This is a genomic window from Emticicia aquatica (genome assembly GCF_923079645.1).
Taxonomy (GTDB): domain Bacteria; phylum Bacteroidota; class Bacteroidia; order Cytophagales; family Spirosomataceae; genus Emticicia; species Emticicia aquatica.
The window spans coordinates 1,322,798-1,338,979 of sequence record NZ_CAKLPY010000001.1 but is presented as its reverse complement, the minus strand read 5'-3'; the positions used below and the strand labels follow the sequence as shown (position 1 = coordinate 1,338,979).

Annotated in this window: 11 protein-coding genes; 3 read left to right on the top strand and 8 right to left on the bottom strand. The window is 34.7% G+C overall.

The annotated features are described in order from the left end of the window. Positions 1-452 precede the first annotated feature (452 nt). The 3 genes from dnaK to MJQ71_RS05810 form a co-directional block, all read right to left on the bottom strand. Positions 453-2,351, bottom strand: a complete 1,899-nt coding sequence (gene dnaK / locus MJQ71_RS05820) for a molecular chaperone DnaK (protein ID WP_238805366.1) — start codon at positions 2,349-2,351, stop codon at positions 453-455. Between the two features lie 147 nt (positions 2,352-2,498). After that, positions 2,499-5,048 carry an NPCBM/NEW2 domain-containing protein gene (locus MJQ71_RS05815; RefSeq protein ID WP_238805364.1) on the bottom strand — a complete coding sequence of 850 codons (2,550 nt, stop codon included), beginning with the start codon at positions 5,046-5,048 and terminating at the stop codon, positions 2,499-2,501. Positions 5,049-5,272: 224 nt separating this feature from the next. Further along, positions 5,273-5,863 carry a hypothetical protein gene (locus tag MJQ71_RS05810; protein ID WP_238805362.1) on the bottom strand — a complete coding sequence of 197 codons (591 nt, stop codon included), beginning with the start codon at positions 5,861-5,863 and terminating at the stop codon, positions 5,273-5,275. 150 nt (positions 5,864-6,013) lie between these two features. On the opposite strand from MJQ71_RS05810, the gene MJQ71_RS05805 reads away from it, so the two are divergent. Beyond that, complete coding sequence (locus MJQ71_RS05805) at positions 6,014-6,436, top strand: nuclease A inhibitor family protein (RefSeq protein ID WP_238805360.1); 423 nt, start codon at positions 6,014-6,016, stop codon at positions 6,434-6,436. A 94-nt stretch (positions 6,437-6,530) separates the two neighbouring features. On the opposite strand, the gene rplT is transcribed toward MJQ71_RS05805, so the two are convergent. Beyond that, the gene (gene rplT, locus MJQ71_RS05800; RefSeq protein ID WP_238805357.1) at positions 6,531-6,875 is read right to left on the bottom strand and encodes a 50S ribosomal protein L20; all 345 of its coding nucleotides are present in this window, start codon (positions 6,873-6,875) and stop codon (positions 6,531-6,533) included. Between the two features lie 174 nt (positions 6,876-7,049). Next, positions 7,050-7,244: a 50S ribosomal protein L35 gene (rpmI, locus tag MJQ71_RS05795; protein WP_238805355.1), complete on the bottom strand. Its 195-nt coding sequence runs from the start codon at positions 7,242-7,244 to the stop codon at positions 7,050-7,052. A gap of 202 nt (positions 7,245-7,446) precedes the next feature. Between rpmI and dnaE the strand changes: the two genes are divergently transcribed. Together dnaE and trxA are read left to right on the top strand one after the other, a co-directional pair. Then, entirely contained in the window at positions 7,447-11,028 is a 3,582-nt protein-coding gene (gene dnaE, locus MJQ71_RS05790; RefSeq protein ID WP_238805353.1) for a DNA polymerase III subunit alpha, read from the top strand. Between the two features lie 153 nt (positions 11,029-11,181). Continuing rightward, positions 11,182-11,505 carry a thioredoxin gene (gene trxA, locus MJQ71_RS05785; protein WP_238805350.1) on the top strand — a complete coding sequence of 108 codons (324 nt, stop codon included), beginning with the start codon at positions 11,182-11,184 and terminating at the stop codon, positions 11,503-11,505. 92 nt (positions 11,506-11,597) lie between these two features. On the opposite strand, the gene MJQ71_RS05780 is transcribed toward trxA, so the two are convergent. The 3 genes from MJQ71_RS05780 to topA all read right to left on the bottom strand — a co-directional run bounded on the left by MJQ71_RS05780 (position 11,598) and on the right by topA (position 15,975). Further along, positions 11,598-12,695 carry a serine hydrolase domain-containing protein gene (locus MJQ71_RS05780; RefSeq protein WP_238805348.1) on the bottom strand — a complete coding sequence of 366 codons (1,098 nt, stop codon included), beginning with the start codon at positions 12,693-12,695 and terminating at the stop codon, positions 11,598-11,600. Then, positions 12,692-13,390, bottom strand: a complete 699-nt coding sequence (locus MJQ71_RS05775; protein WP_238805346.1) for an SIR2 family NAD-dependent protein deacylase — start codon at positions 13,388-13,390, stop codon at positions 12,692-12,694. The genes MJQ71_RS05780 and MJQ71_RS05775 overlap by 4 nt, the downstream gene beginning before the upstream one ends. 116 nt (positions 13,391-13,506) lie before the next feature. Beyond that, on the bottom strand, positions 13,507-15,975 hold the full coding sequence (gene topA / locus MJQ71_RS05770) for a type I DNA topoisomerase (RefSeq protein ID WP_238805344.1): 2,469 nt from the start codon (positions 15,973-15,975) through the stop codon (positions 13,507-13,509). Positions 15,976-16,182: the final 207 nt, after the last annotated feature.

Here is a 16,182-nt window from a genome sequence, read left to right as displayed (position 1 = left end):
TAAAGGCAACTTTTCTATTAAAATTTTGAGTACCAGTATGATATTTATATTGCAAATATTATACCGAATATTTTAAATGGAATGTGGAAAAAAATAATTGTAATTTGCATCTTCCCAAATAGTACACTTACAATATAAAAACTCTCCTAAAGTGTGTTTTTTGCTGACTGATTTAGCAGAAATTGTTTTAAAAATTCTTCATAAAAAGTGTTTTTTTTATTTTTTAAAAATTGGCACGCCTATTATATAGGATTCATTGGTTCGTTTTTTAGTGCATTTTCCTCGTTTTCTGACGTACTGTGAATAATCTAATTGGTCTATTTATCTTTAAGGTTTATTTTTTTGTGGGATTACTAGTAAGTAAGAACCTTTAAGTTGATAAAATTAGTGTGGATAAAAAAAAGCCCTCTTTTCTATAGAAAAGAGGGCTTTTTAATACTTACTGAACGGTATTATTTCACTTCTTCAAAGTTTACGTCAGTTACACCTTCATCAGAAGTTGTATTTCCACTAGCAGATTGGCCGCCCATGTCTGCTGGGTTTGGTGTAGCACCAGAAGCATACATTTCTTGTGAAGCAGCTTGCCAAGCAGCATTGATTTTTTCCATTGCTGAATCAATCGCTGCTATATCTCGTGTACCATGTGCCGCTCTTAGTTCGGTCAAGGCAGTTTCGATGGCTGTTTTATTTCCTTCTGATAATTTATCTCCGTATTCTTTCAACTGTTTTTCAGTTTGGAAAATCATTGTATCAGCACCATTTACTTTTTCCACTTTTTCTTTTTCAGCTTTATCTGCTTCTTCGTTTGCTTTCGCTTCATCACGCATTTTTTGAATTTCTGCATCAGATAGACCAGAAGAAGCTTCAATTCTGATTTTTTGCTCTTTACCAGTGCCTTTATCTTTAGCTGCAACGTGCAAAATACCATTAGCATCCACATCAAAAGTAACCTCAACTTGTGGTACACCTCTTGGTGCTGGTGGAATACCATCTAAATGGAATCGTCCTAATGTACGGTTTTGCGTAGCCATTGGGCGTTCACCTTGTAAGATATGTAGTTCAACTGATGGTTGATTGTCGGCAGCAGTTGAGAATGTTTCAACTTTTTTAGATGGAATAGTTGTATTAGATTCAATCATTTTGGTAAATACACCACCTAAAGTTTCAATACCCAATGATAAAGGAATAACATCAAGTAATAAAATATCTTTCACTTCGCCAGTCAAAACACCTCCTTGGACCGCTGCTCCAATTGCAACTGCTTCATCAGGATTTACATTTTTTGAAGGTTTTCTGCCGAAGAACTTTTCTACTTCTTCTTGTACTTTTGGAATACGGGTAGAACCACCAACTAAAATAACTTCATCAATATCGCTTATTTTTAAACCTGCATTTTGCATTGCACGCTTGCAAGGTTCCATTGCTCTTTGAATCAAACTATCAGCTAGTTGTTCAAATTTAGCTCTGCTTAAACTTCTTACTAAGTGTTTTGGAATGCCATTTACTGGAAAAATATAAGGCAAATTGATTTCTGTTTGTGCTGAACTTGATAGTTCAATTTTAGCTCTTTCAGAAGCTTCTTTTAAACGTTGAAGAGCCATTGCATCTTGGCGAAGGTCAATTCCTTCATCTTTCTTAAATTCTTCTGCAAGCCATTCGATAATTACTTGGTCAAAGTCATCACCACCTAAATGTGTATCTCCATCAGTAGATTTTACTTCAAAAACGCCATCGCCTAATTCAAGAATAGACACGTCAAAAGTACCACCACCTAAGTCAAAAACAGCGACTGTAATGTCTTTTCCTTGTTTGTCAAGGCCATAAGCTAGTGCAGCGGCAGTTGGCTCATTAATAATACGTTTTACATCTAAACCTGCAATTGTACCCGCTTCTTTTGTTGCTTGACGCTCGGCGTCATTGAAATATGCAGGTACTGTAATAACCGCTTCTGTAATTGTTGTGCCTAAATAATCTTCGGCAGTTTGCTTCATTTTTTGAAGAATAGAAGCCGATATTTCTTGCGGAGTATATAGTCTATCACCAATGCGAACACGTGGCGTATTGTTTGCTCCTTGTTCTACATCATAAGTGATTGTTTTCAATTCACTTCCAACTTCGGTAAAACGTTTTCCCATGAAACGTTTAATTGAAGAAATTGTATTTTTAGGATTTGTGATAGCTTGACGTTTTGCAGGTGCACCAATCTTTTTTTCTCCGTTTTCTAAAAATGCTACAATCGAAGGAGTTGTGCGAGCACCTTCGCTATTAGCAATCACAACTGGCTCGTTTCCTTCCATCACTGCAACGCACGAGTTGGTTGTTCCTAAGTCAATTCCAATAATTTTTCCCATGTTTTTGTGTCAGTATTATTTAATCAAAATGTTTTGATAATACTCTCATCAATTGAAATGCCAAGCATGAAAATGTCAGAAAATACTGACAGATTGGCAGTTTATTGGGGTAGTTTCAAAATTTAAATAATTAATATGACCGTTTTTCTAAGGATTGTTACAACCTACAATACTTGCCTTAAAAACTGTTCCTGGGATGGATTGAAAACCAGGTAATAAAGTGATTGATTGGCCTGCATTATAATTTACCTTTGCCTCACTCGAAATAATATTTGTAGCACGAATGGTTTGAGAAGCATTATAAGTCAAATTAGTTGTTGAGGTGACAAAATCGTCTATGCCTTGGAGTAAATTATAGGAGTTTTTACAATTTGGAATCACATTAACAGTTTCACTGGTTGCGGCACTTGTACAATCGCCAATAGTACAAGTAACACTATAAGTAGTTGTGTCTGTCGGACTGACTAAAATTGGGTTTTGGGTAGAATTAGTTGACCAAGTTACTGTGCCTCCGAAACAACCAAAAGCGTAAAGAGAGCTCGATTGACCAATATTAATTTGTTTATTTGAATTAGTAATCACAAGGTTTTGTAATGTCACAACTTCAACCAAGTTACTCTGAGAGGATTCATTTCCAGAGTAATCAACAGCTTTTACCCGAAATTGGTAGTAATTAAGTTGATTAAGACCTGTTACCCTATATGTGGTAATTGGAGCGTTAACAAACCCAATCAATGCCCCATCTTTATATATATTGTATTTTTCTACTTCCATATTGTCTGTTGAGGCATTCCAAGTAAGTGTGGCACAATTTTGAGAAATAAGGCTTTCAACTAAACCTGTAGGTGCTGTTGGAGCTTGACTATCAACACAATGTAACCTTGCTCCAGCCCAATCTGCATGGTCTGCAAAAGAATTATCCCCAGAGTCATCGACAACTAGCCTGAGTTCATTAACTCCAACCACATTGATGTTAATTTTTACAGTCGAAGTATTTTTATTTATAATGCCACTAGTATAACTAATAACATTGTCTTTATAAACTTTAAAGATAACTGTTGCTCCACCAACGGCCGTACTCACTTCATCATCAATTCCTAATTCAGCGATAAATCTGCCAAAACTATTGTTTAAATTATATCTAATTTCTGAATTTGCATGAACGCCTATTCCTTTAGCATAGCTTACACCTTTGAGTTTAATTGTTGTCCCATCTCCAGTGCCATTTTCACCATTACTTTTATTAAATTCTATTGGTCCCCAACCGTTTGTTGAGCTACATGGTTGATTATCAGATAAATAGGTGATGCCTGAACAACTTATTATTCCAACGCAAGAGCATTGTGCTGCAACATTTTGTACAGTTACGGTTTGGGTGAATGTTATATTGCCTAAGTTATCAGTTAAATAACATCTATAAGAACCCGATGAACGGTCGATTATTTGGGTTGTCGCTTCAGCGGTATCTTCAAAATCTTGGTTTCCAGAATCCACTTTCACCCATTTATATGAAACATAGCCACCAGGTGCAGTTAGACGCTGTTGATTTAATGATGCACAACTTATAGAAATATTTGGTAATGGTTGTGCTGGAATAGGAGTGGCATTATTGAAGAAATCTAAACTTAAGGAAGCATCCCATCGATTGGCTAATTCAATCAAACCACTTCCATAAAAATGAACTTCATCCGAACGGTTTGAACCAAGAATATCATCGGTATAAGGTCCAGAAAAAATTTTGTTGCTACTATTTATAACTGAATTTTGAGCATTTATAATTGTACTACTTGAGTTTCCTGAACCACCGTTGGCATTCTTATCAAAAACAGTAGCTCGAGAAATAACCCAAGGGATGTTTTGTCCTAAATGAGTGCGACTTTTATTGATAACATAATTAATATTTGAAATATAATTACTTCCAGTGTTTGTCATATAGTTATCTGTTTCACCCTGATGCCATAAAATGGCTCTTACTCCAAAAATAGAAGCATAATAGTTTAATACTCTTTTTAAACCAGAATATGGAACGCCGACAGCGTTGCAATATTGAACATTTGAGTAATGATTATTAGTAGGAGAACCATCAGAGCTTTCCTTCCAGTTTACAGACGAAGTTGATATTGCTCCAGAGTTGAAGAATGCGACAGGAACGCCTAATTTATTCACTAAGTTATCTCCCAATTTTCCATAACACCATGGATTTTGACCAGTTTTTGATAAATAGCTGCGTGTTCCACTTGCACTTGTGATTTGTGAAAAAGTTGGGTAGTTTGGAAATTTTATGTCACATTGTCCTAGACCTGCATCAAACCACGAAACTTCATTGTGTGAAACAACCCTTTCATCAGTAGCTCCAACTTCACCTTGATCTCCTTCACGACCTTGAGCGTTGGATTGTCCTGCAATGATAAAAACTTCACCAACTCCTACCTTATTAATATTGGTAGTTCCAACGATATTACCATTCATTTTTCCTCTAACTTCAATATTATACCAGCCACCAGGCACATTTGCAACACTTCCATGAAAAATGCCACCATTAATATTTGAAGAAAATACCGTCCAATCAATGACAACTTGACTATTTGTAGCATTAGTAAAACGAGCCTCAACAGTTGAAATGGATGAAGTATAATTTCCTGCAATGTAGATGTTTGCAGTATTATTTTGGTTTCTTTGAAAAACAGCCTTTTCCATTGGAAATGTTAGGCTAATTTGAGCAAATGAAAACAGTTGAGTTAAGAAAATTACTATTAAAGTAAGAGAAATGAATCTCATCTATATTTAGATTTAATTAGAAGTCATGATTTTTAGCAACTACAAAAATAACAAAAAAAAGTAGCTAATTAAATATCATTGCACCATTATTGATTAAACGGCTCAATTTATTTAATTAACTACTTTTTATATATTTTATTGTCTTATTTTCCGCTAAAAAGGCCGCCAAGTAAGCCGCCTAATCCACCGCCTCCTTGTTGATTTTGACTACCCATTGCATTTCCAGCAATGTTCATCAAATCATTCATGTCAAGTTTGCCATCAGCCAATGCTGCTGTTCCTTGACTTAAAATACTTCCGAAATCAATTCCAGAGGTTTTACCGCCTGTAATTGTTCCCATTAAACCACCAAGGTCAATAGAGTCATCATTTGGGTCATTTGTTTTTTGGATTAAATTTCCTAGAACTGAAGGTAACATATTGCCCACAACTCCCGCTGCAGCAGAGTTTGATAAACCAAATTTTTCCATAAGGTTTCCAACAACACTTTGAGCAATGCTTCCTACAATTGGGTTTGACATCAAACTTCCACCATTATTACCAGCAGCACCACCTAAAAGTCCAATTAAGCTACCTAGTCCACCTTGAGAAGTTGCTTGATTAGAAAGCCCCCCCAATAGGCCTTGCATCACTTCACCCATGACACCTTCATTGTGTTCGTTTGGAACATCAGGATTATTAATTACAGCACTTTGGCCGTGTTGCTGAATAAGCCCTTGCAATACTTCTAACATTTTTTTAAGATTTAATGGTTGTTAATTGGCACAATATTACTATTTTCCTTACATTTAATCCCAAATTGATTGGAATTAATTTAATGTATCTGACAATTATTCTTTAAAAAGGTAACAAAAAAAACAAAAAAAATTACTAACCGATTAAAAGTGAGCGAAAACGAACAAAATTCAGAAAAAAACTTTGTCGAAATTCTGACAAATAGTGTGAGCGGCTTGTTATTTCCTAGTGAATCTGATGAGAAAATCAAAGTGATTGACTGGCAAGCAGATAATCCCGCTCCATTTGATACAATTCTTTTTCGTAAATACATTGGTGTGCCTCCTTCTGTTAGAGTTGAGGTTTTGCCTTGGGAAAGGTTCTTTGAACCAGTTATTGATGAAAAAGAGTGGTGGAGTGATTTTGAGAAAACCAGAGCTGAAAGTTTTTTTAAAGTAAAAGAACTCATTTTAGCTAACTTAACTAATCTGGAATATCTTCGAGCGGGGAGAATTGAAATCGAGGCTTATTTAATTGGACAAGACAAAGAAGGCAAATGGAAAGGGTTGAAAACCTTACTTATTGAATCTTAAAAAACAAAAACGGCATCAATTATTTGATGCCGTTTTGCTATACCTTTATTTGTTTTAATTAGAAACGAATTTCTAATCGTGTAAAATCAAGGATTTATTTTACTTTGTCCACAACAGCTTTGAAAGCTTCTGGGTGATTCATTGCTAAATCAGCTAATACTTTTCTGTTAAGTTCGATGCCTGCCTTTGCAAGTTTGTCAATCAAAACTGAATATGACATTCCTAATGGACGCACACCAGCGTTGATACGAACAATCCACAAACGACGATAACTTCTTTTCTTTTGTTTACGGCCCGAATAGGCATAAACTAAACCTTTTTCAACGGCGTTTTTCGCTACCGTCCAAACATTTTTTCTGCGTCCGTAATAACCTTTGGCTAATTTAAGGACTTTTTTACGTCTTGCTCTTGACGCAACGTGATTTACACTTCTTGGCATTTTTTTGTGTTTTTTGTTTTTTGACTTTGGCGGCTCAATTAATTTAGAATTGAATAGTTTTAAAACATTAAATTCTAAATTTAGAACTCTTTTTTGCCATTTGTCGGGTGAAACAATGAGCGGTTTGCCGATTTTCGACTGTCCGCATTAACCATGTAAGAGACTTTAGTCAAATTACATACATAATAATCCTTCGATACGGTCAGTATCAGCCGAACTTACAAGCGTTGCAGAAACCAAGTTTCTTTTACGTTTGTTTGATTTTTTTGTCAGGATATGGCTATGGAAAGCGTGTTTACGCTTAATCTTACCTGTTCCTGTAATTTTGAAGCGTTTTTTCGCTCCAGAATTGGTTTTTTGCTTTGGCATCGCTAAAACATTAAGTATTGATCAAAAAGTAAATTGGGGTGCAAAGATACGACTTGATATTGATTTTTCAAAATTTTATGAAAATGTTTTGCTTTATCAATCTGATTATCAGTGATTTAATCGATGTTTATCAAATTTCTTCAAATATTTTCGTTCATTATGCTTAAATTTAAAGTCAAATGGATAAAAATAGATTCTACGAATGCAATTTTCACACCTACATAATCATACGCAGTTTTCGTTGCTCGATGGAGCTTCCGATATAAAAAAACTGTTCAAAAAAGCCCAAGCCGACAATATGCCCGCAATGGCCATTACTGACCATGGAAATATGTTTGGCGTATTTGATTTTGTATCAAATGCTGCCAAATTTGGCGTAAAACCGATTGTTGGCTGTGAATTTTATGTGGTTGACGACCACACTAGAAAGCAATTTACCAAAGACCAAAAAGATAAAAGGTATCATCAATTATTATTGGCAAAAAATGCTCAAGGTTATAAAAACCTTGTTAAACTTTGCTCTATGGGTTATATTGATGGGCTTTATGGAAAATATCCCCGAATTACGAAGGCTCTAATTGAACAATACAAAGACGGTTTAATTGCAACAACTTGTTGTATTGGAGCTGTTGTTCCACAAACAATCTTAAAAAAGGGAGAAGAGGAAGCAGAAAAAGAGTTTCAATGGTGGTTGGATAGATTTGGAGAAGATTATTATGTGGAATTGCAACGCCATGAAATCCCTGAGCAAATTCAAGCGAATGAGGTTTTAGCGAAGTTTGCAAAAAAATACAATGTCAAAGTCATCGCTTCAAACGATAGCCATTATGTTGACCAACAAGATTGGGTGGCTCATGATATTTTATTGTGCGTCAATACCAATGAAAAGTTTTCTACACCATCAGCGAAAGATTTTAATGATGACGAAGGTTCTTCAAAAAATACTCGTTTTGCATTTTATAATGACCAGTTTTATTTCAAAACTACCCAAGAAATGACAACTTTGTTTAGCGATATGCCTCAAGCTATCGATAATACAAATGAGATTGTTTCAAAGGTTGAAACGCTGAAATTGAAGCGGGATATTATGCTTCCCAACTTTCCGATTCCTGATGAATTTAAAATACATAGCGACGATGTACTCAATCAATGGGAATATTTGAAGCATTTGACCTACGAAGGAGCTCGAAAAAGATATAGTGAAATTGGTGTTGAAGTACAAGAACGACTAGATTTTGAATTGTTTACGATTAAGTCAATGGGTTTTGCAGGATATTTCTTGATTGTTGCTGATTTTATAAAAGCTGGTCGAGATATGGGCGTTATGATTGGACCAGGACGTGGCTCAGCGGCAGGTTCTGCGGTGGCTTATTGCATCGGAATTACGAATATTGACCCAATAAAATACCAATTACTTTTTGAGCGTTTTTTGAATCCTGACCGTAAATCAATGCCCGATATTGATACAGATTTTGATGATGAAGGTCGTCAAAAAGTAATTGATTATGTGGTACAGAAATATACAAAGAATCAAGTTGCACAAATCATTACTTACGGTACAATGGCCACAAAATCTTCCATAAAAGACGTGGCTCGTGTGATGGAATTACCTTTGGCAGATGCCAATTATATAGTCAAATTAGTTCCTGATAAACCTGCTTATGGAATTGATTTTGAAAAAATGGTTAATTATCCTTTAGAAGGCAAAGGAAGTTTGGTTGAAATAGGAATTCAGCCCGATGAAATTGAAAATGTAAAGAAGTTTAGGGCAATGTACAATGGTAATGACTTGACAGGCAAGGTTTTACAGCAAGCCCATAAATTAGAAGGAACTGTTAGAAATACGGGTATTCACGCCGCTGGAATTATCATTGCTCCCGAAGATTTATTCAATATTTTGCCAGTTTCTACTTCCAAAGAAACCGAACTTCTCATCACTCAATATGAAGGGAAAATTATTGAGGATGCTGGGGTAATTAAAATGGACTTTTTAGGTCTGCGAAATTTGACAATTATCAAAGATTGTCTGCGAATGATTAAAGAAAATCATGGCGTCGAAATTGATATTGATAACATACCTTTAGATGACAATTTGACCTTCGAATTATTCCAAAGAGGTGAAACAAATGCAGTTTTTCAGTTTGAATCTGATGGTATGAAAAAATACATGAAAGATTTGAAACCTGATAGACTCGACGATTTAATTGCGATGAATGCACTTTATCGACCCGGGCCAATTGCATACATTCCTAATTTTATCAATCGTAAACACGGTCGTGAAGAAGTGAAGTATGATTTGGCTGATATGGAAGAATTTCTTGGCGAAACTTACGGAATTACGGTTTATCAAGAACAAGTAATGCTTTTATCGCAAAAATTGGCAGGCTTCTCGAAAGGTGATGCTGACGTTTTGAGAAAAGCAATGGGGAAAAAAGACCGTGCGACACTCGATAAACTCAAACCAAAGTTTATGGACGGTGCGATGGCAAAAGGGCATGATGGGAAAATCTTAGAAAAAGTTTGGACAGACTGGGAAGCATTTGCCTCGTATGCTTTTAATAAATCACACTCTACTTGCTATGCTTTTGTTGCGTATCAAACGGCTTATTTGAAAGCACATTATACCCCCGAATACATGGCGGCCGTAATGACTTCACAATTGGGTAATATTGATAAAATTACATTTTTCATGGAAGAATGTAAAGCTTTAGGTTTACAAGTGTTAGGACCAGATGTAAATGAATCGCAAAAACAATTTAGCGTTAATAAAAAAGGAGAAATTCGCTTCGGAATGGGAGGGATTAAAGGTTCTGGTGATGCTGCCGTTGACGCTGTGATTGACGAACGTCTCAAAGGTGGACATTTTACTGACATATTTAATTTTATCACTCGTGTAAATCTTCGTACTGTAAATAAGAAAACCCTTGAATCTTTTGCTTATGCAGGGGCATTTGATTGCTTTTCGGATTTGCACCGAGCTCAGTTTTTTGATGAAACAGATGGTACATCTCTCATTGAGAAAATTATTAAATATGCCAATAAGTTTCATGAAAATGCTTCTGCGGGGCAAAATTCACTTTTTGGTGCAATGGGAGGGGCTTTTGATATTGCCAAACCAAAAATACCTGATTGTGAAGAATGGGGTGATATTCAAAAGTTGAAATTTGAAAAAGAGGTTGTTGGCTTTTATATTTCTGGGCATCCTCTTGACCAATTTAGACTAGAAATGCGACGATGCGTGCCATTAGACCAAGTTCTCGACCCCCTAAATCAGAATAAAGAATTTGCCATTGGCGGCGTTGTCACAAGTGTTGTTACAAAAACTGCCAAAAATGGTAATCCGTTCGGAATTTTAAAGATTGAAGATTATACTTCAAGTATGGAGATGATGCTTTTTGGACAGGATTTTGTTAACTTTTCTAAATATATGCAAGTTGGGCTGTTTTTGTTTATTCGCGGAAAGGTACAAACCAAATGGGGCCGTGAAGGCGATTGGGATTTTAAAGCATTAGGAATGGAATTGTTAAGTGAAATTAGAAATAAAATTTTCAAAGAAGTCAAAATCTCGTTGGGCTTACAATTTGTGAATGCCCAATTAATCGACCAAATAAATGAGATGACTGCAAAATTTCCAGGAACTTTTGATTTTAAAATGTCAATTTTTGATGCAGAGGAAAAAATGGATGTGTTATTACTTTCACGCAAACAAAAAGTTTCTTCTGGAAATGATTTTGTTAAGCAATTAAAAGAATTAGTCGGAGAAGAAAATGTTATTTTAGCATAATTATAAAGCTTTAAGGCATGAATACTAACGAATCCTAAACCATTGGACTTTTACATGAAAATTCTTGGAACTTTTCATAAAGGCTGTTTTGTTACTTAGTCAGTAAACATATTAAACAATTTTAAATTAATTTCCACTACGGAATTTATAGAAATGGGACATAAAGCAATTGAAATTACAGATGCAAGTTTTGCAGACTTAATTAACTCGGACACGCCAGTATTAGTTGATTTTTGGGCAGAGTGGTGTGGACCATGTAAAATGATTGGACCAGTTGTTGAAGAAATCGCTGGGGAGTATGAAGGTAGAGCAATTGTTGGTAAATTAGATGTTGATGCAAACTCTAATGTTCCTGCTTCTTTTGGTATTCGCTCAATTCCAACATTAATGATTTTCAAAAACGGCAAAATGGTTGAAAAAATCGTTGGTGCAGTTCCAAAAGGTGCCCTTACTTCTAAATTGGAAGCACATATATAAAATAGTAATAAGGTTTTCCTTAATTATAAAAAATCCCTGCCTTTTTATAAAAGTAGGGATTTTTTATTTTACTAAATAATAAATAATTAAGATTAACGCGTGAGTTCAAGTGTTTGAATAAAGTCTATTTTAGAATCATTTATTTTGTATTTTTTCAAGATGTCTCGAATTTTTTTCTCAATTGAATGATTATCAGCAATATTAGAAAAACAAACAACTAAAAAGTCCTTTGTAGGAATATAATTGACCGAATTACTAAATCCGCAAGTGCTGCCCGTGTGATAAAGCTCAATTTGTTTGGCTGAATTATATGCATGAAACCAGCCTAAACCATAATTGATGTTTTTTGTACCTTCAATCAAATAATTTATTTTTTGTAATTGATTTTTTAAATTGACTAATTTGTCGTTTTTCAAAGCATTTATCCATTTTTCATAATCATTCAACGAAGTGTAAACGCATCCGTCGCCTTTAGTTGCACTTGTTAAACTTTGGTCTGACAGAACAAATTCACCTTTTTCATTTCTCGCATAACCCATTGCCCGATTTGGAATTTTAACATTAGCCTCATAAATTCGAGAATTTGACATGCCTAAAGTTCGAAAAATTTGGCTTTCAATAAATTGTACAAAACTCATTTTTGATGTTTTCTCAACTATTTGTTCCAACAAACAAAAACCTGAATTGCTGTATTGAAATTTACTTCCTGCTTCAAAGTACGTCTTATTTGATTTTTTTAGAAAATTAACCACATCGGCATCTAATATTTGGTCTTTTTGGTTTTCGGGAATTAATGCTTCATAATCAAATATGCCAGAAGTATGCGTAAGCAAATGTTTAATCTTTATAGTTGAACCCAATTTTTCATCGAAATCAGGAAAAAATTTTAGTAGATTATCTTCGTAACTAAGTTTTTTTTGCTTTTCCAATAACATAATACACATAGCGGTAAACTGTTTGGAAACAGATGCCATTCTAAAATTGGTCACAGCATTTATAGGATTTTTAGATTCAGTATTCATTAAACCTATGCCACTTTTATAAACTTCTTGGCCATTTTGAATAATTAAAATGGCTGTACCAGGTTGATTTTCCGAATAATTAGCTGAAAGCAGCGAATCGAGGCTTTGTTTGAAACTTTGTCCTGAAGCAATATTTATCATCAGAAAGAAAAAAAATATGTTTTTCATTGATAGTTTTTTATAAGTATTTCAGCTAGTTGAGGAACACCAATGGTGGCTGTTTCATTGATAAAATTTATCTTTTTATATTGTTTAGAAACATCTGGAATACTTGGATCGATTATAAATTTTGGAACGTTTTTCGATACAAATCCGATTAAACCAGCAGCAGGATAAACTTGCATGGAAGTTCCGATTACGACAAATATATCGGCATTTGCACAAATATCAGTTGCAACTTCAATCATCGGAACCATTTCACCAAACCAGACAATATGCGGTCTTAATTGTCCACCATCTTCAGCTAAATCACCAATTTGGATTGATTTTTCGCCAATATCATAAATTAGATTTTGATTTTTTACACTCCGAACTTTGGTAAGTTCGCCATGAAGATGAAGTACATTGGTTGAACCAGCCTTTTCGTGAAGATTATCAACGTTTTGAGTAATTATCTGCACATCGAAATACTTTTCTAAATCAACTAAAGCCAAATGTCCTTGATTTGGATGAGCCTCGAAAGCTGTTTTCCGTCTATCATTATAAAATTGTAAAACAAGTACCGGATTTTTTTGCCAACCTTCAGGAGTTGCCACGTCTTCAATGCTATAATTTTCCCAAAGTCCACCAGTATCTCTAAATGTTTTTAGTCCACTTTCAGCACTAACTCCTGCACCAGTTAGTACGACGAGCTTTTTTTTCATTGAATTAAATCTTGTTTTATGAATTTTTTAACAAAAAAGTGACACAACTAATTATTATTTCTAACAAGTTGTGCCACTTTTGTATTATAAATAGTAAGAAAATCTAATAAATAAAATCAACCATTTGCTAATTTCAAGCAATCTTCCAAAGTCAAAGTTGCAGGGTCAGTTCCTTTTGGAATTTTGACGTTGCGTTTTCCAGCTTTGATATAGGGGCCGTATTGACCATTAAGTACTTGAATTGTTTTATTTTCTTCAAATTCTCTAATAATTTTATTACTTTCTGCGGCATTTTTTGCTTTGATAATCTCGATTGCACCTTCAATTGTTAAAGTTGTAGGGTCAATTCCTTTGGCAATATTGTAATACTTATCACCATATTTCACATAAGGCCCGAATCGACCTTTGCCAATATTTACCGCCAAACCCTCGTAAATTCCTAAATCTTTTGGTTGAGAAAGGTCGTTGCTATTTCTTTTGGCTTCAATTACTTCAATTGCTCGTTTTTCGTCAACTTGATGTGGGTCATCAGACCTTTCTAAGTTATAGAATTTGTCATCATGCTTGATATATGGACCAAATTTACCCACCGAAACAATGATTGGCTTATCCTCAAAGAAACCAACTTCTTTTGGTAATTTTGGTAAATCAAAAAGAGCTAAACCTTCTTCTAATGTAATTGTATCAATTAATTGACCTTTTTGAAGACTTACAAAAGTTGGTTTATCTTCGTCGTCTTTTTCTCCAATTTGAACATAAGGACCAAATTTTCCTATTTTAACAGAAACCTTTTTTCCTGATTTCGGGTCAATTCCTAATTCTCTTGTTCCAGCGGTTGACTTAGCTTCAGAGGCTAATTCAATTTTACTGTGAAAATCTTTATAGAAACTTGCGATAATGTTCTGCCATTGAGCTTTTCCGTCGGCAACAGTATCGAAACTTTTTTCAACATTTGCTGTAAAATTATAGTCGATTACAGCGTCAAAATTATCAACTAAAAAATCATTAACAACCATTCCGATATTAGTCGGGAAAAGTTTTGCTTTTTCAGTACCGTAATTTTCTTTACCTACTTTTTCGGTAATTTCGTTTTTTTGGAGGGTAAACTCCTTGAAATTCCTTTCTTTTCCTGGTCTATCTTCTTTTACAACATAATTTCTTTTAATAATGGTAGAAATTGTAGGTGCATAAGTTGATGGTCGGCCAATGCCCATTTCTTCCAGTTTCTTCACTAAACTTGCTTCTGTGTATCGAGCTGCTGGTTTTGTAAATCTTTCTGTTGCTTTCATTATTGACAAATCTAAAATTTGTCCGATATTTAATGGAGGAAGCATCCCTTTGTTTTCTTCGTCTTCATCATCGTTTGATTCGAGATAAACTTTCAAGAAACCATCAAATTTGATAACTTCACCAGTCGCAACGAGTTCTTCTTTTGTGGTCGAAATTGAGATTGTTGCAATTGTTCGCTCCAATTCTGCATCAGCCATTTGAGAGGCAATCGAACGTTTCCAAATTAAATCATATAATCTTTGTTCGTTTCTATCGCCGTCAACTTTTTCGGTGCTAAAATCAGTTGGACGAATGGCTTCGTGGGCTTCTTGTGCCGATTCGCTTTTGGTTTTATATTGACGAGTTTTTACATATTTTTCACCGTAAGCATTTTCAATTTGCGTTTTAGCTTTTTCAATTGCTTCGCCTGAAAGATTGGTTGAGTCAGTTCTCATATATGAAATTTTACCTGCTTCATATAATTTTTGAGCCACCGTCATTGTCTGTAAAACCGAAAAGCCAAGCTTACGAGAAGCTTCTTGCTGCAAAGTAGATGTTGTAAAAGGTGCTGCAGGAGATTTTTTTGCTGGTTTTACTTCAAGATTTTTGATGGTAAAAATAGCATTGACGCACTTTTCAAGAAATGCCCTAGCGTCAGCTTCTTTTTCAAAGTTTTTGCCCAATTCAGCATTAAGAACTTTCCCTTTTTCGACCAAAAATTGAGCAACAACCTTAAAAGAAGATTTTGAGTCGTGAGCATCTATCTCTCTTTCACGGTCAACAATCACTCTAACAGCTACTGATTGAACCCTCCCTGCAGAGAGGTTTGTTCGTTCGCCAGTCCGAATTTTTTGCCACAAAACAGGGGAAAGTTCAAATCCAACAAGTCGGTCGAGTACACGACGAGCTTGTTGAGCGTTGACCAAATCCATGTTTATAGTTCGTGGATTTTCGATGGCATTGGTGATTGCTTTTTTTGTAATTTCTCTAAAAACAATTCTAGGGGTATTGTCAGTTAGGCCTAATGCTTCTTTTAAATGCCAAGAAATGGCCTCTCCTTCACGGTCATCATCGGTTGCTAACCAAACCGTTTCAGATTCTTTTGCTAATTTTTTTAATTCGCTTATGACTTTAGTTTTATCAGAAGAGACTATATAACTAGGTAGAAATTGGTTTTTTACGTCAATTCCTAATTCTTTATCTGGAAGGTCACGTACATGACCAAAGCTTGATTTTACCGTAAAATCTTTACCAAGATAACCTTCAATTGTTTTGGCTTTTGCAGGGGACTCAACTATAACTAAATTTTTAGACATCTATCCTGTTTTTGGTTTTTATGGCTCAAATATAAGCCTTGATTCATAAAACAACTATTTTCTTTAAAAAATTGCTTAAAATATATCATTTGTTGAACAGAAAATATTGTTATTACTTTTTAAAAAAATTCAATAATTGGTTGATTTGAATGTAATTAACAATAATAAATGGGAAAATGTCTTATTTTGGTTGGTGAAATATTTTTT